General features: G+C 63.1%; 19 protein-coding genes and 1 pseudogene. 12 read left to right on the top strand and 8 right to left on the bottom strand.

What is annotated here, in order from left to right; all coding sequences use genetic code 11:
* Positions 1-251: 251 nt before the first annotated feature.
* Positions 252-1,163 carry a UDP-N-acetylmuramate dehydrogenase gene (gene murB, locus OES25_01080; protein MDH3626232.1) on the top strand — a complete coding sequence of 304 codons (912 nt, stop codon included), beginning with the start codon at positions 252-254 and terminating at the stop codon, positions 1,161-1,163.
* A gap of 12 nt (positions 1,164-1,175) precedes the next feature.
* Here murB and OES25_01075 read toward each other — a convergent pair whose 3' ends face one another.
* Complete coding sequence (locus OES25_01075) at positions 1,176-3,812, bottom strand: DEAD/DEAH box helicase (GenBank protein ID MDH3626231.1); 2,637 nt, start codon at positions 3,810-3,812, stop codon at positions 1,176-1,178.
* 6 nt (positions 3,813-3,818) lie between these two features.
* On the opposite strand from OES25_01075, the gene OES25_01070 reads away from it, so the two are divergent.
* Positions 3,819-6,278 (top strand): thiamine pyrophosphate-dependent enzyme, encoded by a 2,460-nt coding sequence (locus OES25_01070; GenBank protein ID MDH3626230.1) that lies wholly within the window; start codon positions 3,819-3,821, stop codon positions 6,276-6,278.
* Here OES25_01070 and OES25_01065 read toward each other — a convergent pair.
* Complete coding sequence (locus OES25_01065; GenBank protein ID MDH3626229.1) at positions 6,272-6,802, bottom strand: hypothetical protein; 531 nt, start codon at positions 6,800-6,802, stop codon at positions 6,272-6,274. The genes OES25_01070 and OES25_01065 overlap by 7 nt on opposite strands.
* A gap of 139 nt (positions 6,803-6,941) precedes the next feature.
* Here OES25_01065 and OES25_01060 point away from each other — a divergent pair, with 139 nt between their 5' ends.
* A complete protein-coding gene (locus OES25_01060) occupies positions 6,942-8,750 on the top strand; it encodes a DUF6178 family protein (protein ID MDH3626228.1) in 1,809 nt (602 codons plus the stop codon).
* A complete protein-coding gene (locus tag OES25_01055) occupies positions 8,750-9,070 on the top strand; it encodes a hypothetical protein (protein ID MDH3626227.1) in 321 nt (106 codons plus the stop codon). Before OES25_01060 ends, OES25_01055 begins: the two co-directional genes overlap by 1 nt.
* Here the strand turns inward: OES25_01055 and pepT are convergent.
* Positions 9,067-10,317 (bottom strand): peptidase T, encoded by a 1,251-nt coding sequence (gene pepT, locus OES25_01050; GenBank protein MDH3626226.1) that lies wholly within the window; start codon positions 10,315-10,317, stop codon positions 9,067-9,069. The two genes, OES25_01055 and pepT, sit on opposite strands and share 4 nt — an antisense overlap.
* 138 nt (positions 10,318-10,455) lie before the next feature.
* Here pepT and kdsB point away from each other — a divergent pair, with 138 nt between their 5' ends.
* From kdsB to OES25_01015, 7 genes are read left to right on the top strand one after another with little or no spacing between them, the layout of a single operon-like run.
* Positions 10,456-11,247: a 3-deoxy-manno-octulosonate cytidylyltransferase gene (kdsB, locus tag OES25_01045; protein MDH3626225.1), complete on the top strand. Its 792-nt coding sequence runs from the start codon at positions 10,456-10,458 to the stop codon at positions 11,245-11,247.
* Entirely contained in the window at positions 11,248-12,933 is a 1,686-nt protein-coding gene (locus OES25_01040) for a CTP synthase (GenBank protein MDH3626224.1), read from the top strand.
* Entirely contained in the window at positions 12,902-13,729 is an 828-nt protein-coding gene (kdsA, locus tag OES25_01035; GenBank protein ID MDH3626223.1) for a 3-deoxy-8-phosphooctulonate synthase, read from the top strand. Before OES25_01040 ends, kdsA begins: the two co-directional genes overlap by 32 nt.
* Positions 13,726-14,202 (top strand): hypothetical protein, encoded by a 477-nt coding sequence (locus OES25_01030; protein ID MDH3626222.1) that lies wholly within the window; start codon positions 13,726-13,728, stop codon positions 14,200-14,202. Before kdsA ends, OES25_01030 begins: the two co-directional genes overlap by 4 nt.
* Positions 14,203-14,205: 3 nt before the next feature.
* Positions 14,206-15,162, top strand: a complete 957-nt coding sequence (locus tag OES25_01025) for a KpsF/GutQ family sugar-phosphate isomerase (protein MDH3626221.1) — start codon at positions 14,206-14,208, stop codon at positions 15,160-15,162.
* Positions 15,163-15,183: 21 nt separating this feature from the next.
* On the top strand, positions 15,184-15,723 hold the full coding sequence (locus OES25_01020; protein ID MDH3626220.1) for an HAD hydrolase family protein: 540 nt from the start codon (positions 15,184-15,186) through the stop codon (positions 15,721-15,723).
* Between the two features lie 7 nt (positions 15,724-15,730).
* Entirely contained in the window at positions 15,731-16,159 is a 429-nt protein-coding gene (locus OES25_01015; protein MDH3626219.1) for a lipopolysaccharide assembly protein LapA domain-containing protein, read from the top strand.
* Between the two features lie 5 nt (positions 16,160-16,164).
* Here OES25_01015 and OES25_01010 read toward each other — a convergent pair whose 3' ends face one another.
* Both OES25_01010 and OES25_01005 read right to left on the bottom strand, forming a co-directional pair.
* The gene (locus OES25_01010; GenBank protein MDH3626218.1) at positions 16,165-18,405 is read right to left on the bottom strand and encodes a DUF4388 domain-containing protein; all 2,241 of its coding nucleotides are present in this window, start codon (positions 18,403-18,405) and stop codon (positions 16,165-16,167) included.
* A gap of 73 nt (positions 18,406-18,478) precedes the next feature.
* Complete coding sequence (locus OES25_01005) at positions 18,479-18,673, bottom strand: Trm112 family protein (protein MDH3626217.1); 195 nt, start codon at positions 18,671-18,673, stop codon at positions 18,479-18,481.
* 92 nt (positions 18,674-18,765) lie between these two features.
* Here OES25_01005 and OES25_01000 point away from each other — a divergent pair, with 92 nt between their 5' ends.
* Positions 18,766-19,875 (top strand): glycosyltransferase family 9 protein, encoded by a 1,110-nt coding sequence (locus OES25_01000; GenBank protein ID MDH3626216.1) that lies wholly within the window; start codon positions 18,766-18,768, stop codon positions 19,873-19,875.
* On the opposite strand, the gene OES25_00995 is transcribed toward OES25_01000, so the two are convergent.
* The 3 genes and pseudogenes from OES25_00995 to OES25_00985 form a co-directional block, all read right to left on the bottom strand.
* Positions 19,843-20,598: a hypothetical protein gene (locus tag OES25_00995; protein MDH3626215.1), complete on the bottom strand. Its 756-nt coding sequence runs from the start codon at positions 20,596-20,598 to the stop codon at positions 19,843-19,845. The two genes, OES25_01000 and OES25_00995, sit on opposite strands and share 33 nt — an antisense overlap.
* Positions 20,595-21,332 (bottom strand): twin-arginine translocase subunit TatC, encoded by a 738-nt coding sequence (tatC, locus tag OES25_00990; protein ID MDH3626214.1) that lies wholly within the window; start codon positions 21,330-21,332, stop codon positions 20,595-20,597. The genes OES25_00995 and tatC overlap by 4 nt, the downstream gene beginning before the upstream one ends.
* A 115-nt stretch (positions 21,333-21,447) precedes the next feature.
* A pseudogene (locus OES25_00985) lies at positions 21,448-21,582 on the bottom strand (twin-arginine translocase TatA/TatE family subunit).
* Between the last annotated feature and the right edge of the window lie 107 nt (positions 21,583-21,689).

Below are 21,689 nucleotides of genomic sequence, written 5' to 3'. Positions count from 1 at the left end.
TGGAGTCGTTTCGGGGGTGGGCGTCTCGGGGGTGGTCGTTTCGGAGGTGGGCGTTTCGGGCTGATCGCTCATGGGCGGCCTCATACTTCTTCGCGCGCAACGGTCCTGCGACCGGCCGGCGATCCGTGCGGATCGGTTGTTTGTGACGGTAGATATATGCCGTGACGTCTCTAGTTTTGCCACACTATTTCGGGGACGGCCGCGGATCGACGGTCGCTGACAGCGTGACGTCAGTGTGGCATGCTGCCCAAATGCCCGATCGAACCGACAATTGGCTGACCACGCTCCGCAACACGGAGTATCGGGGCAAACTGGAAATCGACCGCCCCCTGGCCCCCCTGACCACCCTTCGAGTGGGCGGGGCCGCCGAACTCCTGGCCACCCCCGCGACGATCGAAGACCTCGCAATCCTCCTCTCCTGGGCTCGCGACGAGGCAGTTCCATGGAAGGTTCTCGGAAACGGATCGAACCTGGTCGTGAGAGATAGGGGGGTTCGAGGACTGGTCATACGCGTACGACGGGTCCTCGACACGATCTCGATCGACGGCAACGACGTGATCGCCGGTGGCGGCGCATCGTTCCCCGCGCTGGCAAAACGCTCTGCGGCCGCGGGACTCGCGGGACTGGAGTTTGCCGCCGGGATTCCCGGAACCCTCGGGGGTGCCGTGACGATGAACGCCGGCTGGCACGAGTTCGAGATCGGCAACCACGTCGTCGAGGTGGACTGGGTCGACGGCAACGGCCGGCGACGCCAGGTGCCCCATGACGAGTGCGGATTCCGTTATCGCGGTTCTCTGTTCCGTGACAACGACGGAATCGTCGTGGGCGCCCGCCTGAAGCTAGCCGACGGAGATCCCGACGAGATCGCGTCGCGACTGGAGCGGTTCGCGGGCTCGCGAAAGGAGAACCAGCCCACCGAACTTCCTTCGTGTGGCTCCGTGTTCCTGAAGCCCGACGGTGACTACGCCGGTCGATTGATCGAGGAGGCGGGGCTCAAGGAATACCGGATTGGTGACGCGGAGGTGTCGGCCCTGCACGCAAACTTCTTCGTCAATCGCGGCGCGGCGACGGCCGCCGATGTCCTCCGTCTCGTCGATCACGTCGAGACCGTCGTAAAAGAGAAGTTCGGCGTTACGCTCGTTCGAGAGTTCGAGCTCTGGTAATGAGCGACGGGGTCACGTTTCGAGAAGATTGCCGATTCGTTGGAGCCACGCCGTTCGACCGGCGTCATCGAATTTGACGTAGTCCGCGTCGTTCACCAGCAACCCGTCGAACAGAGCTCGCTTGCTCTCGACCAGTCGTCGCACCCGTTCCTCAATCGCGCCACGACTGACAAAATGCAACACCTGCACGCTGCGGCGTTGCCCCATGCGGTGCACGCGTCCGATCCGTTGCTCGATGACCGCGGGATTCCACGGCACCTCGAGGTGGATGACGATGGACGCCGCATGCTGGAGGTTTAACCCAAGCCCCCCGGCATCCGTCGAGAACAAGACACGAAACTCCGGCTCCTCCCGGAACGCGTCGAGCATCGTGCTGCGGGCCCGGCTCGTCAGGCCACCGTGGAATCGCTTGCTGGTCACTCCCCGACTTCGCAACCCGTCCCGAACGACGAACTCGGCGAGACGCAGCATCCGATCCCATTGGCTGAAGACAACGACCTTCTCGTCGGTCTCGTCCAGAAGCTCCTCGAGAACCGCCGCAAATTCCTCCAGCTTCGGCGAACCAAGTCGCTTGATCTCCAGCGGTGTCGGCGCTTCGACCTGCTCGACGCGATCGGCAAACGACTCCCACTCGTACTGTGCGTGGGCGTTGCAGAGGATCCGCATGCGGGTGAGCGCTTGCAACATCAGCCGGACCTCACCGGGCTGCAGCGCGCGATTGTTGCCGACGAGTCGGGCCACCGTGCCCGCGTGCCGCCGATACGCCCGCCGCTGAAGGCTCGTCATGTTGATCCAGAATGTGTTGTCGGTCCGCGGCGGCAGTTGGTCCATCACCTGACGACGATCGCGGCGGACGAAGAACTCCGACAGCCGCGCCCGCAAGACGTCGAGGCCCTCGTACGCGAGAACCCGGCCCTGCAGCTCCGTCACCGCGTGGAACGGAAGAAGACGCCAGCGGGGCCCGAGCGCCCGGGGGTGGAGAAACTCGACGAGGGAATGGAGTTCCATCAATCGATTCTCGAGCGGCGTTCCGGTGAGGATGAATGCGTGGCGGCTGGGAATCTGCTTGACGGCTCTGGCCGTCTTCGTGTCCCAGTTCTTGATCCGCTGCGCCTCGTCGAGGATGACGAGATCGATCCCGGTGCGCTTAATCTGTTCAAGGTCGCGAAGCACCAGTTCGTAGTTGACGACCATGAAGCCTTCCTGCCAGGTTGCGTAGGCCTCGTGGCGGGTCGCCCGTGTACCCTCGAGGACCCGAACCGAGATCTCGCAGGACGCCTCGATCTCTTGTCGCCATTGATGCTTGAGAGATGCGGGGCAGACGATCAGGATCCGGCGGGCCTCCTTCGCTTCACGCAAGAGCAAGGCCGCAACGATCGCCTGGATCGTCTTTCCGAGCCCCATATCGTCCGCGAGGAACGCTCGACCCCTCGTCGCGAGGAAACGCGCCCCGACGCACTGATAGGGGTGGAGCGTGAACGGCACGCGCCGGGTGATCGACTGCCAGGCCTCGTCGTTGTCCTGAATGCCCTCCAGGAGACGGCGACGATCGACCTTGTGGCGCTCGCTCTGAAGCCGTCCGTGAACAGTGTCGTCGATCTCCGCACGGAGTCCGTTCTCGTCGGCGACCCGTCCCACCAGAACGATCGCCTGCTCGATATCCGCCTCCGGTCGGATCCAACCGTCGTCGTCGAACAGCGTGTCGAGACCCGCCGGCCGTTCATTGCAGGTCCAGTCGACTCGAATCTCTCGCAGCGGATTCGGAACACATTCTTCCCAGACTCTCGGCCGCACCCACAGCGAGAGGACCTTCGCCGGCACCTGCCCTCGATGATGGATGAACCAGTTCCGCGCACGTTCCACGTGGGCGCAGGTCCCAAGTTCATTGGCCGCGTAGTCGTCGCAGTCGCACTGTCCCGCGATGCCCCGGACACCACGCAACGTGACCACCGCCTCTGCCCCGACCTCCAGCCGCACCACCGGCCCGTCTTCATCGATCCTCTTCACCGCTTGCTGTTGACGCCGGGCGGCGGCCCGACGGAGGACCCATTCGGCCTGACTTGCCGAAGCTATCCGCTCGGAGCGGGTCAGGGTGCGTTCCTTCCCGCCACTGACGATGAACCCGTCGACGGACGGAGCGTCGGTCGCACCACGGGCGCCACCGCGACTACGACGACCGGCGGCCGCGACCCCTGCCTCGACGATCGGACCGCCCATCGGGAAGCGCAGCGCTTCGACCGCGGCGACGACGTGCTTGCAGGGAGATCCCGTCGCACTGGGACAGGTGCAGACCCATTCGACCTCGTCCCCGGCCAGGCAGACGGTCACCTGACGGGCGGCCGCACGTTCGTCGCGAACCTTCGCGACCAGGGTCGCGCCATCGGCGGCAACTCTCAGGCTCTCCACACGACCCAGGAGGGCATCCCGTCGCCCGGCCCGTGCCATCGGCTCGCCGGCCCAGGCGACCAGATCGATCTCCATGAACGCGGGACTCGCCGGCGACGGCGCGGGCTGTGGAGGGACGACGCGTTTCCTCACGAAGGTCTTCCAGGGTTTGGACTCGGAACAAACGGCAAGTCTGCCCGATCGTTGTTGTCGCGGCAAGCCCTTTGCGACCCGCTTGCTGTCGACCGCGACTCCGTCTAGCATCGCGGGGTGTCCCGCACCGAAACAACGCCAACGCTCCGCGAATCGCTAGCGACATTCCTGGCCGAGCGGCATCCGTTTGCCGCAACCGCCGTCCTCGACGCGATCGGAGATCGGCTGGACCAACTTCCCCTCGAGGATGCCGGAAAGCTTGCGTCTTCACGGCGTGCTTGCGCGGAGACACTTCGAGAGTCGCTCTTGACGGAGACACCGCCGACGGCGGACGAGATCACTCCGGCCGTCGAAGCCGCGGATCGTCGACAGCAGGCGATCGATCAGGTCGTGGACGACGTTGACGGCTTTCTCGAGCGTCTGGGGATCGCGGCCAGCCTCACGGCCGACGAGCGTCGCGAGATGCTGCGGGGAATGATGCTGACCCGCGCGACGGACAATCAGCTGAAGGCCTTCTTCCTCGGCGGCGAGGTTCGCTATGGCGACACGTCGTTCCAGGGCAAGGGCTTTCGCTCGCTGGGTCAGGAAGCGATCTATGGCTGCGGAATTCGGTTACGTCGTGGACCGCAGTGGCTCGACTCGGAGAAGGGCTGGCAGGGCGACGTCGTCGCCCCGCTGATTCGTGATGCGGGTGCCGCGATCGCGATGTGTCCCGACGAGACGATGGTTCGCAAGATTCTCAGTGCCCAGATGGGAAAAGCGGGGCCCCCGATGGATGGCCGCGACTTCCATGTCGGGGATATGGACGTCGGCGTGCTACCGGCTTCGGCACCGCTTTCGATCGCCACCCTGACGGCGGCCGGAATGGCGATGGGCTTCGCCCGCGCCGGAGACCCACGGGTCGCCCTCTCGTTCATCGGCGAAGGCGGATCGTCGCTGGGTGAATGGCACGAAGCGATCAACCTCTGTGCCGCCCGCAGTCTCCCGGCAGTCTTCTGTCTACAGAACAACCAGACGGCACTATCGACGCCGGTCGGCGAACAGTCGGCGGCCCGGGTATTCGCCGACAAGGCCCTCGGCTACGGTATCCCGGGCCTCACGGTTGACGGGACGGACATCGAGGCCGTCACCGTCGCCTTTGCGTGGGCCGTCGAGCGCGCCCGGCGCAGGGACGGGCCGACACTGATCGAGTTGATCGCGATGCGGATGTGCGGTCATGCCCACCACGACGACATGCTCTATCTGGGAAAAGAGCCCCAGCCGTCGTGGGACTACCCTGATCCCGATCCCAACGGCTACGTCGATGTCGATCGCTACGGCTACTGGCGACAGAAGGACCCGATCGCGACGCATGCGGCAAGGCTGATACGCGATGGCGTCATGACAAACGACGAGATCGAGACGGTACGTGGAGAAGTCGAGGAGATCGTCCGTCACCAGTCGAGGACCGTCATCGACTCGGAATGGCCGGATGCCGCCGACGTCGGCAAGAACGTCTTCGCCGACTTCGAGGTGGAGGGACATCGCGACCCGCTCGCCGAGCCGCTCTCGTCCGAAGAGTCCATGCCTGCCCTGGAGGTCGCACCGCCGTTCGATCGATCGGGTACAACGTTTCTCGAAGCGATCATGCGTGGGGTCGGCCAGGCCCTCGAAGACGATCCCCGCGTGTTCGTCTATGGCGAGGACGTGGGTGGCAAGTACGGCAACGCGTTTCTCCTGCTGCGTCCATTGCTGGAACGCTTCGGCGACCGAATCCTGAACTCGACCCTCGCCGAGGGTGGGGTATTGGGCGTCTGTGTCGGCGCGGCGCTGGCGGGACAACGACCGATCGGCGAAATTCAGTTCAACGATTTCGTCGCGACCGGCTTCAACCAGCTGGTTAACAACGCGTCGATGATTCGCTATCGCTGGGGTGGCTCGGTTCCGATGGTCGTGCGAATGCCCTGGGGCGGTCTCCGCAAGGCGGGTCCTTATCACAGCCAGAACACCGAGCCGTGGTTCTTCCGAACACCCGGGCTGAAGATCGTGACGCCATCGACACCCCACGATGCCCAGGCCTTGATGTTGTCGGCGGTCAAGGACCCGGACCCGGTCTTGTTCTACGAACACATCGCCCTCTATCGGGAACCACGGATCAAGCAAGCCCTGCCCGACAGCGTGGCTCCCCTGCCCCTCGGTCGGGCGGCGCTTCGTCGAACCGGTTCGGACGTGCTGCTGGTCTCCTACGGCGCGTACGTACACTCCTGCCTGCGGGTGGCCGAACGACTCGCCGCCGACGGCATCGACGCGGGCGTCCTGGATCTTCGAACGTTGGTTCCGCTCGATCGTGAGTGTCTTCTGCGTTGTGCTCGCGCGATTGGCCGGATTCTCTTCGTCCACGAAGGGTCGAAGACCGGCGGCATCGGCCAGAGTCTCGCGGCCTGGGTCCAGGAAGAGGCATTCGAGAGTCTCGACGCACCGGTGAGAGTTCTAGGTGCGCTGGACACTCCCGTGCCCTACTCCCCGCCGCTGGAAGAGGCGTTCCTCGTCAGCGATCAACGGATCGAGGACGCGGCGCGTCGACTGGCCGCCTACTGATCCGACGATTCCGGAGGCGCGTCTCCGCAACGAACGACGTCGGCGGCGCTCTTCTCCGCCAACTTGAACGTGCGAATGATCGACTGGAATCTGGCCTCCGCCTCTTCCTTGGTCGCCGCCTGCGCGAATTTCAGCAACGCGTTGGCCAGGGCATCGACGTCGGTCTTGAAGTACTGGACCGCCCCATAGTTTTCGACCTGATCGTTGGCGTCGTAACAGGACTTCAACCGATCGGTCTCGACCTGTAGCCCCACAAGCGCCGCGCCGATCTTCTTCAGATTGCCCGAACAGCAGGTCTGGGCCACCGACGTCGCGCCGGACTGCGCTGCGCCGAGATCGGCGACGTCGTTCTGCAGCTTTACGTTGGCGTTCTGCAGCAGGCCGCGAAGTCGAAAGAACTCGCGATCGATCCCGTCTTTGGGAATATCGCGCGGTGCCGCCGGCAAGACGGCAAACATCGCAATGGCGACGATCGTCACGGTCAGGACCCGCGAGACGGGTCCGATACACTTGCTGTGGGTCATGCGATCTCCAGTGTCGAAGCGCCCTCGGGCGGCCTACAAGGGATACGCCATCCGGCCGTGACCGGCAAGTTTGACGACAGATGACGGCCGTTTGCTATCATTCGAGCCGACGGCACGATCCATCCCGGGAGACAATTTGATGAACGAACGGAGCCACTCCGACGCGTGGCGCCCCCCGGATGCGGGGATCGATCGGACCCTCGTCCAGGAAGCGGCGGAGCTCGTCCGACGCGCCCCGGAACGCCTGGGCGACGTCCTCGCGGACTGGGAGACCCGACACCAGGCGGAACTCGCACTCCGGCTGGACGCCGGCGACCGTCTCAAACTGATATTGAACGCCCCGCGACCGATGCGTCTCGTGCGCAGCCTGCCGGGCGCCGACTTCTACCTGACCGTACGCGAGATCGGTCCCACCGACGCCATCCCGTTCGTGCGTCTGGCATCCAACGAGCAGATCGCCCACCTGCTGGACCTCGAGGCCTGGCGCGGGGAGCGATTTGACGGGGACCGTTGCGGCGCGTGGATTGCACTGATTCTGGAGGCCGGCGAACAATCGATGCGACGCTTCACCCGTCATCTGGATGACGAGCTTCTCTCGTTGCTGCTTCACAACTGGCTGCATGTGACCCAGATAGAGTCCGAGGACGACCCGGACCAACATGGTCATGGCCTTAGCGAGTCCGGCACCGAGGAGGGGTTCATGGCGCCGGACGGCAACTATCGATTCTGGACCACCGCCACCGAGCACGGACCGGCGGCCGGGCGATTCCTACGGGCGTTTTTTCTCGATCAGCCCGAGCGCTACCAACGGGTGATGTGGGGTTCGATCTGGGAACTCAACTCGGAACTCGAGGAGCAGGCTTTTCGCTGGCGTCAGAGCCGACTGGATGAACACGGCTTCCCCGGCCTTGACGATGCCCTCGAGATCTACCGCAGCCCCAGTCGAGCCAGCGAGATCCCCTCCGCACCCCGACCGACCGACGCGGACGGCCTTGCCGCTCCACGCCTCCCGGTGGCCGCCGCGTCCGATTCAACGGCGTTGAGTCTCGCTCTTGCCCATCTGGATGACTCCGTTCGGGATGACGTGCTCCACGGCTTCGTATCGGTGGCAAATCACGTCCTTGTCGCAGACTACGCCGATATGGGAGATCCCGTCGCCCATCGACGGGCGGCGGAGAAGACCGGCGCGTTTGTCCAGATCGCCCTCCATCGACGCGGCGACACCTCTCCGGAACAGGCGGCCCACACGCTGTCGAGCACGCCGATCAAGGAGCTGTTTCGGGAGGGCTACGAACTCCCGATGCTGCTCCATCAAAACGCCCGTTCGCTCCTGGCGGACGGATGGCTCGCCGGAGCGCCCCAGGCCGTCTATCTGGTGGACGACGAGGTGCGTGAGCGATTCGAGGCGCTGCTCGGCCCTCGCCCTCTCTACCTGGATGCCGACGACGAGACCCAGCGGAGCGAGCGTCGGGACTTTCGGTCGATCGAGGAGATCGAGACCAGTGGCGCGGCAGTCGAGATGATCCGGGTCGCGGGGAACCTGCTCTGGAGTCGACTCCCCCTCGAAGAAGCACTTGCCACCGGCAACGAATTGCATCGGATGAGCACCTTTCTTCTGACGCTGATGGCCAACTACCACGTGGGCAACGGACTGACGATTGCTCCTTTGGCGGATACCACCACCGCAGATTTTCTTCGTTCCGTCGCATCCCGGCGAACCGCCGCTCCGGATGCGCCGGCAAGCGCTCTGAGCCGAATGATCGACGGGTTGGCGATCGACGATGAGCTCCCCACGCGGGAACAGGCGATCCTTACGGCGTTTGGGCGGTTTTCCTTGCAGAAACTCTACGACCAGTGTTCCGGCCTGGATCCCGGCGCGCCGCTGGATCCGCGCTATGTCAGCTGTCTGTGGTTGAATCCCGAGAAATCACAACGTGAGGAGCGGTGATGAGTGACGACGACATTCCGCTGAAGTCCGCCGTTGAACTTGCCATGGAACGGCTGCAGGCATCCGACCGTGAGGCCGGTGTCGACGCCCCTCGCGTGCTGACCGATGCGGAAAAGGCCCGCATCGCGGAGCTACGCTCGGAGTCTCGCGCTCGCATGGCACAGATCGAGATTCTCTACCGCGATCGACGAAGCGCCGACGACGATCCCGTCAAGCTTGCCGAGCTGGACGAACACTACGAAGTCGATCGCCGACGCATCGAGTCGGACGTCGAGGGCAAGATCGCGAGGATCAAGGAAGGACGCCCCGAGGACGACTAGTCCGCCTCGGCCCACACCTGGCAGAGTTCGATGATCACATCGACAGCCTTCTGCATGTCATGGGTCGACACCCATTCGGTCCTGGAATGGAAGTTGTGCTCGCCGGCGAAGATATTGGGTGTCGGCAGCCCCATGAACGACAACCGCGATCCATCGGTTCCGCCGCGAATCGGCTTCTCGCGTAACTCCAGACCTGCCCGTCGGATCGCCTCACGCGCGTGCTCCACGACCTGCGGGTGATCCTTCAGAATCTCCCCCATGTTGCGGTAGGACTCCTCGACCTCGATCTCGACCCGGGCACCCGGGGATCGCTCGAGGCTCCTGTGGGCGGTCTTGCGAAGCAACGTGTGAAGCCTCTCGAGCCCCGCGCTGTCAAAACTTCGAACAAGCACCCGGACCGTCGTGCAGTCCACCGCGGCGTCCACGACATACGGGTGGACGAACGCCTCACGCTCCTCGGTCGACTCCGGGCTCGCGCTATCTGTCGGCAGGTCGGCGATGAACCGGGCGGCCGCTCGAATCGCGTTGACCATGGTCCCCTTGGCAAACCCGGGATGGGTATTGAAGCCGACGAAACGCAGGACACACGTGTCGGCCGAGAACGTCTCGGACTGGATCTCGCCGAGAGTCTCGCCATCCATCGTGTAGGCACAGCTAGCCCCGAATGCCTTGACATCAAAGTACTTCGTGCCCTGCCCGATCTCCTCGTCGGGCGTGAACCCGATTCGAATTGGGCCGTGGGGAATCTCGGGATGAGCCAGCAGGTATTCGGCGGCTGCGACGATCTCGGCCACACCGGCCTTGTTGTCGGCACCGAGGAGTGTGGTCCCGGAGGCGGTGATGATGTCGTTTCCCCGCTGTTCGGCCAGCCAGGGCGTATCCCGCTCCCGAAGGACCACCGTCGGGTCATCCGGCAACACGATGTCTTCGCCCTGGTAGTTGCGATGAACGATCGGGCGAACGTCCTTACCGGGCATCTCCGGCGACGTGTCGACATGGGCGAGAAACCCGATCACGGGGACGTCGTCATCGACGGTCGACGGAAGCGTCGCGAACAGGTAACCGTTCGCGTCAAGGATGACATCGGCGAGGCCCAACTTGACCAGCTCGGCTCGTAGCCGCTCGAGGAACACGAGCTGCCCCGGGGTGCTCGGATAGGACTCGGAGTCCTCTCGGGACTGGGTGTCGTGCGTCACGTACTCGAGAAACCGCTCCACGCAACGGCTTGGATACTTCACGGGCTCCATTTCGACTCCTCTCGATCCGCGGGGTTCCGCGATCACAGCATGATGCTAGCGTCTCGGGTCTTGTGTTGCATCGCATGTTGCGATAACATTTGCTGTCGCTGCGGACGAACACCGGAGACGACGCGTTAGGTTTCGCGAATGTCGCTCGTTCTTGGTGTTATTCCAGTCCGTTACGGATCCACCCGGTTCCCCGGGAAACCTCTCACTGTCCTCGGCGACCCCTTCGACAACCGAACGATGATTGAGGAGGTCTGGCGACGGGCATCTGCGGCGAGAGGGATCGATCGATTGATCGTCGCCACCGACGATCAACGGATCCTCGACGCCGCGACTCGGTTTGGTGCCGAGGCGACGATGACGTCATCCGAACACACCAGCGGAACCGATCGCGTGGCGGAAGTCGCCCGCGATGCGGGCGAGCAGTATTCGGTTATCATCAACATCCAGGGCGACGAGCCGCTCCTGACATCCAGAAGCCAGGAACTTCTCCTGGGTTCGTTTCAGGGCGATGCGTCCCCGGAGATGGCAACGCTCTGGGAACCGTTCGAGAGTGCAAGCGAAGTGCTGGACCCCAACAACGTCAAGGTCGTCATGGATGGATCGGGAAAGGCTCTCTACTTCTCACGTTCTCCGATCCCCTACGTCCGCGGAACGCAGAGCCCCATGCAGAGCCCAATGACGCTGGACTCTCCGGCGCAGCTGGAACATTTCCGAAAGCATCAGGGGATCTACGCCTACCGCAGGGATGCGCTCCTGAACCTGACCGGGATGCCTCCCAGTCCGCTGGAGCGGGCCGAGGGCCTCGAACAGCTACGAGCACTGGAAGCCGGATACCGCATTCATGTGGTGAAATCCGATTTCCGGTCACAATCCGTCGATACACCGAAAGATCTTGAACGTCTGAGCCGTTTAATGTTGGAGGCCGAGTAGATGTTGCGGAACAAGAGGGGCACCAAGTACATCTTCGTCACGGGTGGCGTCGTCTCGTCGCTCGGAAAGGGGCTGGCCGCCGCCTCGATCGGACGAATACTGGAGGATCGGGGTTTCCGGGTCGCGCTCCAGAAACTCGACCCGTACATCAACGTGGACCCGGGGACCATGAGCCCCTTCCAACATGGTGAGGTCTTCGTCACCGATGACGGGACGGAGACGGATCTCGATCTCGGTCACTACGAACGCTTCACGTCGATGGTGGCCTCGAAGGACAACAACTTCACGACGGGCAAGATCTACGCGTCCGTTATCGAGAAGGAACGACGCGGCGACTACCTCGGGGCGACGGTCCAGGTCATCCCCCATATCACCGACGAGATCAAACAGTCGATCCTCGCGATCTCCGAAGGCGTGGACATCCAACTCGTCGAGATCGGTGGCACCGTCGGTGACATCGAATCGCTTCCCTTCCTTGAGGCGATCCGACAGTTCTGGTTGGACGTCGGACGCGAGAACGCGATCTTCGTCCATCTCACGCTGGTGCCGTGGATCGCAACGGCCGGCGAGCTAAAAACGAAACCGACCCAACACTCGGTCCGCGAACTGCGTGCCATCGGCATCCAACCCGACATCCTGCTCTGTCGGACCGATCGACCGCTTCCGGGGGCGATCAAGCGCAAGATCGCACTGTTCTGCAACATCGGCGAGGACGCGGTCATCACGGCGAAAGACGTCGACACGATCTACGAAGTCCCCCTGGCCCTCTCCGCAGAGGGCATCGACGAAATCGTCATGAAACTTCTGGACCTCCCCTACCGCAGGAAAGACCTCAGCCGCTGGGAGGATCTGGTCGATGCCATCAAGAAGCCACAGGACGAGGTAACGATCGGGATCGTCGGGAAGTACGTCTCCTACGAGGACTCCTACAAGTCTCTCAGCGAGGCGTTGCTGCACGGCGGCGTCGCGTCGAAGACGAAGGTCAACCTCAAGTGGATCGAGTCGGAAGATGTGGCCAATGGCCAACTGGAGGCAGAGCTCTCCTCGGTCGATGGAATCCTGATTCCCGGCGGCTTCGGGAGTCGTGGCGTCGACGGGATGATCGAGGCCGTTCGATACGCCCGCGAGAACAAGATCCCGTACTTCGGTATCTGCCTCGGACTGCAATGTGCCGTGATCGAATGCGCGCGCAACCTCTGTGGCATGAAGCGCGCGGACTCCACCGAGTTCGACGAATCCGTCGAGCAGCGTGTGATCTACAAGCTGCGCGATCTCCTGGGAGTAGAGGAGATGGGCGGGACCATGCGGCTCGGCGCCTATCCGGCGGACCTGACCCGAGACACGTTCGCGATGCGTGCGTACGGCGATTCACCGGTCTCCGAGCGGCACCGCCATCGTTTCGAGGTCAATCAGGAGTTCCTGCCGCAGATCGAAGCGGCGGGAATGCGTGTCTCCGGGATCTCCCCGGATGGTAAGTTTGTAGAGATCGTCGAGTACGGGGACCATCCGTGGTTCCTGGCGTGTCAGTTCCATCCGGAGTACAAGTCCAAGCCTCTCGCACCGCATCCGTTGTTCCGCGAATTTGTCGCTGCTTCGCTACGTTTCCGGCACGAGGCCCGTGGCAAGGCCGCCGCACCGAAGACCGAGGGGCAACATGCCTACACGAACCATCCGGATCGCAAATGAGCTGATAGCGGGCGACGACCGTCCGCTTCTACTGATTGCCGGTCCGGATCTGGTCGAGGACCGTGACCACGCGCTGCGAATGGCGGAGTCGCTTTCGAGCGTCGCCGCCAAGCGATCGGTGCCGTTCGTCTACAAGTCTTCGTTCGACAAGGCCAACCGGACCTCGGTGGACTCCCCTCGTGGCCCGGGTCTGGAGGAGGGTCTCCGGATCCTGCAGGACGTCAAACGCGAGACCGGCGTGGCGTTAACGACGGATGTTCACTCGGTCGAGCAGGTCCCGTCGGTGGCCGAGGTCTGTGACCTGATCCAGATTCCGGCGTTCCTCTGTCGACAGACCGATCTTCTTCTTGCGGCGGGCCAGACGGGAAAAGCGGTCAACGTGAAGAAGGGCCAGTTCCTGGCAGCCGACGACACACGACACATCGTCGCGAAGCTCCGATCGACTGGCAACGATCAGATCATGTTGACGGAACGCGGGACGACCCACGGCTACCACAATCTGGTCGTGGACTTCCGCTCCTTACCGCAGATGGCAGCGTTCGATGTACCGGTCTGCTTCGATGCCACCCACTCCGTCCAACTCCCGGGAGCGGCCGGTGGGAGTTCCGGTGGCGAACGGCAGTACATTCCTATCCTTGCCCGCGCCGCGGTCGCGATCGGCGTCGACGCCCTGTTCTTCGAAGTCCACGACGACCCCGCCAACGCTCCTTGCGACGGCCCAAACCAGTGGCCGCTGTCTCGGTTTTCCGGCCTCCTGGACCGATTGATCGCCATCGACAACGCGTCCCGTCGATGAATCGTGCCGCCGGCCTGTTCCTGATCGTCCTGGTCGTCGCCGGATGTGGGGGCTCCAGACCCGCCCCGGAGGCCACTCCGGCGGACCAGGTATCGATCGCCCTCGAGATGCTCAACGCCTCCGCGACGGAGGAGGGGCGTCTGGATCTGGCCGATCGTCGCTTTGGCCTGACGATCGACGACACGCAGTGGGCACCGCTCCTGGATGCTCTCGAGGCCACGGGGCGGCTATCCGACCCTCAAACCGAGGGATCCGAGCCGCTCGATCAGGGCCCGGATCACACGGAATTCATCGTCGATTTCGATGTCGCGGTCAGCGAGGTGGGACGGGGTGCCGTCAGCGTAAGGTTGCACCGCGAGGACGAGTCCTGGAGAATCGTGTGGTTTCAGGGTCCCGGGTTCGAATGGCCAAGCCCGGGTCGTCCGCCCGATGACGGGTTGAGTAGTTCCGCACCTCCGGACGCGATGGAGTGACCGATGTCGGTTGACACTGCACGCCGAGTTCTGGAGATCGAGTCGCGCGCCATCGCCGACCTGATCGATCGACTCGACGAACGATTCGATGAGGCGGTCCGCCGAATCAACGAGTGCGAGGGCCGTGTCGTTGTGACCGGCATGGGCAAGTCCGGCATCGTCGGTCAGAAGATCGCCGCGACGCTCAGCTCCACCGGTCGAGCCTCGGTCTTCATGCATCCTGCGGAGGCCATCCACGGGGACCTCGGCATGCTCGTCGCCGGCGATGTGTTGCTGGCGATCTCGAACTCGGGAGAGACCGAGGAGATCGTTCGACTCCTGGAGTTGGTCCGTCGCATCGGCGCCGGAGTCATCGCGCTAACGGGTGTCGCCGATTCCACGCTGGCCAGAGAGTCGGACGTTCATATTGATGTGGGTGTTAAGCAGGAGGCCTGCAACCTGGATCTGGTGCCGACATCCTCGACGACCGCAGCCCTCGCGATGGGCGATGCGCTGGCCGTCTCATGCTACGAGCTTCGCGGCTTCTCCCAGCAGGACTTCGCGCGGTTCCACCCCGGAGGGCGACTGGGTCGGCGGTTGCTACGGGTCGGGGCGATCATGCATAGCGACGATTCGCTTCCGCAGGTCGCCGCTCACGCCGACCTGAAGGTTGCGATCGAGGAACTGGATGCCAAACGTCTGGGAGTCGTCTGCGTGACCGATGACGACGGACGGCTTGTCGGCGTCCTGACCGACGGGGATCTCCGCCGGAGGATGTTGAAACAGTCCCGGCCCCTTTCCGGGCGAGCCGACGAGGCGATGATTTCCTCTCCGCAGACCGTCGGAGCCGATGCACTCGCGTCGGAGGCACTCCATCGAATGGAAGACAAGAAGATCACGTCGCTTCCGGTCATCGACGAGGATCGTCGACTCCTCGGAGTGATCCAGATCCACGATCTCTGGCGCACCGAACTGTTCTAGGACGATGGAGATGCGTTTAACGTGACCGAACCAAGCAAGACCCTTCAGGAACAGATCGGGCGCGTTCGCTGGATCGTTCTCGATGTCGACGGCGTCATGACGGACGGCAAACTGGTGATCGACTCCGCCGGTGGGGAGATTCGATCCTTCTCGGTGCGCGACGGGCTCGGTATCAAGATCGCCCAGCATGCCGGGATCGGATTCGCGATCATCTCCGGGCGAGATTCTCCGGTCGTCAAGAGTCGTGCGATCGAGCTGCACATTGACGAAATTCACCTGGGTGTCCATCGAAAGGCCGATTGTCTGCGCGAGATCCTCGAACGACGTCAGATCGAGCCGGCCGCCGCCTGTTACATTGGAGACGACGTCATCGACATTCCGGCCATGAGGTTGGCGGGCCTGGGCGTCGCACCGTCGGATGCCGATCCCGCAGCCCGCGCGGAGGCCGATTTCGTGACCGAAACGGCCGGCGGCCACGGCGTGGTCCGCGAAATGGTAGACATGATCTTGCAACGACGGGGTGAATGGGACCAGACTATCGCCAGCATGTTTCCCCACTGAGGTTCAGATGAAAGTGTTGATCGTCCTGCTGTTCATGCTGCTGACCGCCGTCGTGGTGGTCTTTGCGATCTACAACACGGCCACGGTGCCGATCACGGTGTGGTACACCAGCTTCCCCGCGGTCGAACTCTGGGTCGTCGTCGTCGTGTCGATCATCGTAGGCGTAGTGTTTGCGCTGACCATAGGTCTCGTCGAGGGCACGGCGACCCGTATCGAGAACCGACGACTGAGACGCACGCTGCGAAAGCTCGAGACAGAGAACAACTACCTGCGTACTCAGCCGTCTTCAGCCCGTCATCGCACAGAGAGTCCGCTTCCAGCCCCTCTGGCCCCGATGACCGCGCCCGCGATCGTCGAACCCGCCAGTGCGCCGGTCTATGGCAGTGGCGACGAAGATGAAGATGACGATGTCTATTCGGGCGGAAGCGCCGTCTAGAGCAACTAGGGCGAGTGTTCAGACACCTGTTGCTTGAGTTCGGCGACCTTGCCATCGCCGAGATGAGCGCTCAGTTGTTCGATTTCCAGTTCGATGAGATAGAGATACTCGGTCATCGGATCATCGATCCGCCGATCGTGGATGGCACGACGTAGTTCTTCCGCGTCCCACGTTCCGTCCTCTCGCAATTCGGCATCACGTAGAGCCGGCAAATCATCCTCGGCGGATTGACAACATGCACGGATCAAGTTGACCGTGCCTGCTCCGATCTCGGACTTCACCGATAGGAAGACCACCCGTTGCATGGCATTGAATCGTTCGATCGCGCCATCCAGATCGTCGGGCGGTTGCCAGTCGTCCAGACTCGGTTCTGCGGACGTATCCTCCTCAGACTCACCGGCGATCATTCGATCGACTTCCTCTCGATCCAGCCGCACGGTGCGCGAAGCGACGTCCAGGTCAAGAGGCTCGATCCGCTCCTCATGCTCATCGACAAGATCGTCGCGCGCGACCTGGATGGAGGCGGTCTCGTCTTCTTCCTCTTTTTCCACGCTGACGTGGATCGCGTCGTCGTCCTTATCGTCGGGCGCCGCGGACAGCGCCGCCTCGACCGCACTGCGATCCATGGCCTGCGTCTGATCGGCGTCCGCTTCGGAGTCGACAAACGCGTAGCCGGTCTCTTCGTCCTGATGGACGGCGATCGGTTCGTCGGCGGGTTCCTGCTGTTCATCGACGTCGACGACCACGACCGACGAGGTGACCTCGACATGGGTCTCGATCTCGGTTTCACCCGGACGACAGATGACGGCATCCAGGACACGCAGCGCCCAGATGATCTGGCAAACTCGGTAGTCCGGCAGATCGACCGTGCGACACAACCGTCGGACCGTCGCGGGTTCCTGGAGGGCGGCGACGACTTGCCATTCGGCCGGCCCCCCGTGAAGCGCGTCCAGCCGATCCAGATAGGTGGGGGTCAGTTCGACCTTGCTGTCCAGTCCGCCGATCCCTGCCACGATCCGATCCCAGTCCACGACGTGCCGTAAGCCCTCGGAGACCAGCTGTTCGATCGACTCCTGCATCGTGATCTTTTCCAGGGTCGGCAGTTCCCCTGCCCGGAAACCGTAGTCGGCATCCGTCCAGCCGAACGTATCGAAGAGTATCTCCATCAGTTGCTGACGGATCATCTCCGTGAGGTCTGCGTTATCGATCACGCCCATCTCGAGGAGGATCGTCCCGACCCGCTTGTTCGTCAGGAGCCGCTGGGTGACTTCCTCGCGATCGCGAAGTGAGATCACCCCGCGTCGAAGGAGGTAGGCCATCAAACCGTCGTCACTCTGATTACTCGTCGAGAAGACGCATCGTCCCTCCTGCAGGTGGAACGTTCGCTTGTGCGAACCACGCTGCACTTGCAGGACGCCGGTCGCATCGGCTGCCGCCATCTCAACGATCAGGTCCACAAATGGGCGATCGGCGAGCGACCCCTCGAGGGTCAAGCCTTCGGTGTCGAATCGCTTCGGCTTCTCGACGACAACACCCATGACGCTCAAGGCCCACAGCGCCTGATAGATCTCGAAGTTCGAAAGGAAAGCCTCTCCGCAGAGACCATCGACGGACTCGTCGCCCTGCTCGAGACGGACGAGGATCAGCTCTTCGCCCTCGGCGAATTCGACCCCGGCGATCGTGTCGCGCCAGCCGTCGGCAAGACCATAGACCGTCTGCAGCGAACCGACGCTGCGGCGGATGCGCTCGAAGCTGCGAATCCGGCGGATGCCTTCCAGGATGATTCGCCCCATGTCGATATCGAGCTTGATGACCTCGTCGGTCGGTAGGTCGCCATCCTGGAACTGGTACTCGCCTTCGGTCCATTCGAACCACTCGAGAACGATCTCGCGCACCTGGAGCAACACGCCGTCGACCAGTTCCTGAGCCTCCAGCGATCCTTCGTCGACGAGCACCGCTCCGATGCGTCGGCCGGGTTCGATACCCGCCGCCGCCGTCTCGAGCTGTTCGAGGGTGATCTTGCCGCTGCGAAGCAGGACCTTGTCCAGACGCCCGTTCAGATCCGTCGAGTTGGCGAAGACGATCCTGCCACTCTGCAGAAAGAACGTCTTTTCTCGTTCGCCTGAGCAGACGGAGAGAACACCGGTTCGCTCCTCGCGGCTCAACCGCCAGAGGAGATCCGGCGGGCTGAGGCCCTCGAGCCTTCCGCTGATCCAGCTTTTCTCGTTGCCGACGTCCGATTTCATCGGTTGAGCCCCGTCGTCCAAGGGTTATTCATCGATTTAATGTCGGCGGCCAGGCGATGAAGGTCAAGTCACCTCACCCGAGGGGCGTTTTTTCCACTCCGGCGGCCTTTGTCGCTTCATCGACAAGCATGACAGGAATCCCATCCCTGATCGGATAGACCCGTCGACAGTCCCCACACTGGATACCGGATTCGTCATCGTTGGCCGCGATGGCCCCCTGACAGGCCGGGCAGACCAGAATCTCCAGCAGTCGTTCATCGATAGGCACGGCGACTCCTCCTTGGGGCTGCGTCCCGTCCGGTATACACCTAGCCGTTCGGGGGTGTCAAAGGAGTTCGAGCCTGCCGCTATACTCGCCCCATGCTCACGATCGATCCCGCCCTCGGGGCGGCTCTTCGCAACGGCGGGAAGGATCTTCGGATTCTGCTGATCCGATTGGGTGCCATGGGCGACATCCTGCGCGCCGTACCGTCACTTCAGGCGCTGAGGCGCGGACTGCCTGACGCCCGCCTGATCTGGGTGCTCGACGAGCATTGGCGACTCCTCCTCGAGGGACACCCGTCTGTCGATGAAGTCATCGGCGTCCCGCGCAAGGAGATGGACCGCCTCCGGCGCTCCCCGTCTCGATGGCTGGAACTCTGGCGCCTGACCCGTCGGCTTCGCACCGAGACGCGATCGGTCGACGCGGACCTGGCGATCGACTTCCACGGGAACCTTCGAAGTGGTCTGGTGTCGTTTGGGTCTCACGCCACCCATCGTCTCGGCTACGACGGCCATCAACAGAAGGAATCCAATCGCTGGTTCATGAATCTCCACTTGCCATCGGGTACCCGACGAACCTCTCGGATCGATCGCAACCTCGCGCTGGTCGCCAGCCTCGGGATTCCGACATCACCGTTCCCGTCGTGCGATCTTCCTCTGCCGGATCGTGGACGGGACGCGGCCGACGCGATTCGCGGGGAGCTCGGTGGCGGCCGCTACGCGATCATCTCGCCGGGAGCCAGCCCATCGCAGGCGTACAAACGTCCCCCGGCGGAGATTCTCATCGAGTCCTGTCATCAGCTTCATGCACGAGGGGTCTCGCCCTGGGTTCAATTCGGACCGGGCGAGGAAGAAGATGCACGGGTCGTCGTCGAGGGTGCCGGCCAGCACGCCCGTCTCTGCCCGCCAACGAAGATACCGGTTCTGGCAGACCTGATTCGCGGCGCGACGATGTTCGTGGGTGGCGACAGCGGCCCGCTTCACCTGGCCTGCGCCGTCGGCTGCCCGGTCGTGGGTCTCTACGGCCCCACGGATCCGGTGGTCAACGCTCCCTGGGGCTCGGCCCACCGCGTCGTCTTCCCGGCGGATCGAGAGTACACCGGTATCAAACGGCAGGATCGCGTCGCGGGCTTCGAAGGTCTGAGCGTCGCATCCGTAGTCGCCGCGATCGAGAGCCTACTGATCGAGGTGGGCGACGGACCGGTATAGATCGGGCCACGCCTCGGCGTCCCAGTCGACAGGATCTCCGTGTTGAAGCCGAAGCTTCCGGTACGAACGAAGCAGTCGACGAACCCCACGTTCGCGAAGCGCATCGTCCAGCGGTCCGTCGTGCACTCGCGCACGATCGAGATCGAGGATCGTCACCGTTGGACTCGCTGAGCACGACACGAGGATATTGCCAAGATTGAGATCACGATGTTCGATGCCGGCGTCGTGCAACTTTCGAATCGCCGACACAATCTTTCGTTGCACCGCTTCATCCAGAGCCTCGCCATCCACGAGACGACGGGCCAGGTCCCGCGTATCGGTCTCCTCGACGATGGCAAGCCAGCCTCGATAGAGCAGCGGTGGACCGGACACCGCCAGAGCCCCGACGATCTCCGGTGTCGCGACGCCGCGCCGCCTTGCCGCCACGGGCACCGTCACATTGGCCAACATCCGACCCGACCCGAGGAAGCGATCCCTCCACAGCGTCGCCGTTAGGCCCCCACGGCCGAGTTGTTTCAGAACCCAGGACTCGTGACCCGCGTCGACACGCCTCCAACCCCCCCGGCCTCCGGCCTCCGTGGCCTCTGCCAGGTAACTCTTCCAACGCCCGGGATCGTCCAACCCGTGTGCTTTCCAGATGGCCCGACGCTCTTCGTGAACCACGGACCAACCGGCGGTCAGCGATGTCGACCGATATCCGTCCGGAACCTCGAGAGGACTCATCGACGCGACCGGCCCGAGATCGCCGCGACTCCTACTCCCAGCAGATAGAGCAGGATCATCGGCACCGCGAAGACAGCCATCGTCATCATGTCGCCGGTCGGCGTGATGACGGCGGAGAGCAGCGCGATCACTAGAACGGCGTAGCGGAAATTGCGCATCAGAAACGCCGGTGTCACGACGCCGATCCGGGCGAGAAAGAAGATCAGGATCGGCATCTCGAAGACGGCGCCCATACCCAGAATCAGTGTGCTCTGAAAACTGAACGCCGAGCGGAGCGTGATCTGTGCCGTGAACTCGCTGCCGAGATTGAGCAGCCACGATGCGGCAATCGGTGTCGCCACGTAGTAGCCGAACGCTCCCCCCCCAACGAAGAACAACGTGCTGAACAGTAGGAACGGGAAGACCCACCGTCTCTCGTTCTTGTAGAGCGCCGGCGCGATGAACGCCCACAACTGATAGAAGATCAGCGGCGCGGCAACAAAGATCGCGGTCAACGCGGCGCTCTTCATGTAGATCATGAACGCCTCGGAGACATGAATGAAGACGATGTCGCTGCCTTCGAACAGATGGTCGCGAATCGGCTGGACGATGAAGCCGACGAGACGCTCGCTGACGACCCAGCACGCACCCAGCGCGATCAGGTAGGCCAGCACGGCCTTGAACAGACGCTTGCGGAGCTCGTCGAGATGCTCCAGCAGGGTCATCGATCCTCGCGGCGCGTCAGGCTCCGTCATCGTCTTTCGGGTCGCGTTCCACCGAGCGGAGGTCCGCCGCCGTTTCGGACAGATCTTTCTGCGTGGACCGGACCTCGTCGATGTGAACCTCTCGCTCGAGGTTTATCCGAAAATCCGTGGACGCGCTGCGGAAGTCCGACAACGCCTTCCCGAGGGTCCGACCGAAGGCCGGGAGTTTGCGTGGACCAAAGAGGAGGAGTCCCAGAACCAGCAGGACGAGGATCTCTCCACCACCGACCGAGCCAAACATTCTTCTGCCTTTCTCGTAGAGACTACAAGGAAGAGCCTAGCGGCCGCAGTCGAAGAGTGTCAAGGCGTCCATTGCCGTCGTTGGTTGTCACAAGTACAAGCGAGTCA

It is taken from the genome of Acidobacteriota bacterium (genome assembly GCA_029861955.1).
Classification (GTDB): Bacteria; Acidobacteriota; Polarisedimenticolia; order Polarisedimenticolales; family Polarisedimenticolaceae; genus JAOTYK01.
Note: the sequence above shows the minus strand (reverse complement) of the source record. Positions and strands in the feature narration are given on the sequence as shown.

What these genes read in the sequence shown, in the direction of transcription:
- murB (MDH3626232.1), top strand. Translation starts at nt 252, where the DNA reads ATGCCCGATCGAACCGACAATTGGCTGACCACGCTCCGCAACACGGAG.
- OES25_01075 (MDH3626231.1), bottom strand. Translation starts at nt 3,812, where the DNA reads ATGCTAGACGGAGTCGCGGTCGACAGCAAGCGGGTCGCAAAGGGCTTG.
- OES25_01065 (MDH3626229.1), bottom strand. Translation starts at nt 6,802, where the DNA reads ATGACCCACAGCAAGTGTATCGGACCCGTCTCGCGGGTCCTGACCGTG.
- OES25_01060 (MDH3626228.1), top strand. Translation starts at nt 6,942, where the DNA reads ATGAACGAACGGAGCCACTCCGACGCGTGGCGCCCCCCGGATGCGGGG.
- OES25_01055 (MDH3626227.1), top strand. Translation starts at nt 8,750, where the DNA reads ATGAGTGACGACGACATTCCGCTGAAGTCCGCCGTTGAACTTGCCATG.
- pepT (MDH3626226.1), bottom strand. Translation starts at nt 10,317, where the DNA reads ATGGAGCCCGTGAAGTATCCAAGCCGTTGCGTGGAGCGGTTTCTCGAG.
- kdsB (MDH3626225.1), top strand. Translation starts at nt 10,456, where the DNA reads ATGTCGCTCGTTCTTGGTGTTATTCCAGTCCGTTACGGATCCACCCGG.
- OES25_01040 (MDH3626224.1), top strand. Translation starts at nt 11,248, where the DNA reads ATGTTGCGGAACAAGAGGGGCACCAAGTACATCTTCGTCACGGGTGGC.
- kdsA (MDH3626223.1), top strand. Translation starts at nt 12,902, where the DNA reads ATGCCTACACGAACCATCCGGATCGCAAATGAGCTGATAGCGGGCGAC.
- OES25_01030 (MDH3626222.1), top strand. Translation starts at nt 13,726, where the DNA reads ATGAATCGTGCCGCCGGCCTGTTCCTGATCGTCCTGGTCGTCGCCGGA.
- OES25_01025 (MDH3626221.1), top strand. Translation starts at nt 14,206, where the DNA reads ATGTCGGTTGACACTGCACGCCGAGTTCTGGAGATCGAGTCGCGCGCC.
- OES25_01015 (MDH3626219.1), top strand. Translation starts at nt 15,731, where the DNA reads ATGAAAGTGTTGATCGTCCTGCTGTTCATGCTGCTGACCGCCGTCGTG.
- OES25_01010 (MDH3626218.1), bottom strand. Translation starts at nt 18,405, where the DNA reads ATGAAATCGGACGTCGGCAACGAGAAAAGCTGGATCAGCGGAAGGCTC.
- OES25_01000 (MDH3626216.1), top strand. Translation starts at nt 18,766, where the DNA reads ATGCTCACGATCGATCCCGCCCTCGGGGCGGCTCTTCGCAACGGCGGG.
- OES25_00995 (MDH3626215.1), bottom strand. Translation starts at nt 20,598, where the DNA reads ATGAGTCCTCTCGAGGTTCCGGACGGATATCGGTCGACATCGCTGACC.
- tatC (MDH3626214.1), bottom strand. Translation starts at nt 21,332, where the DNA reads ATGACGGAGCCTGACGCGCCGCGAGGATCGATGACCCTGCTGGAGCAT.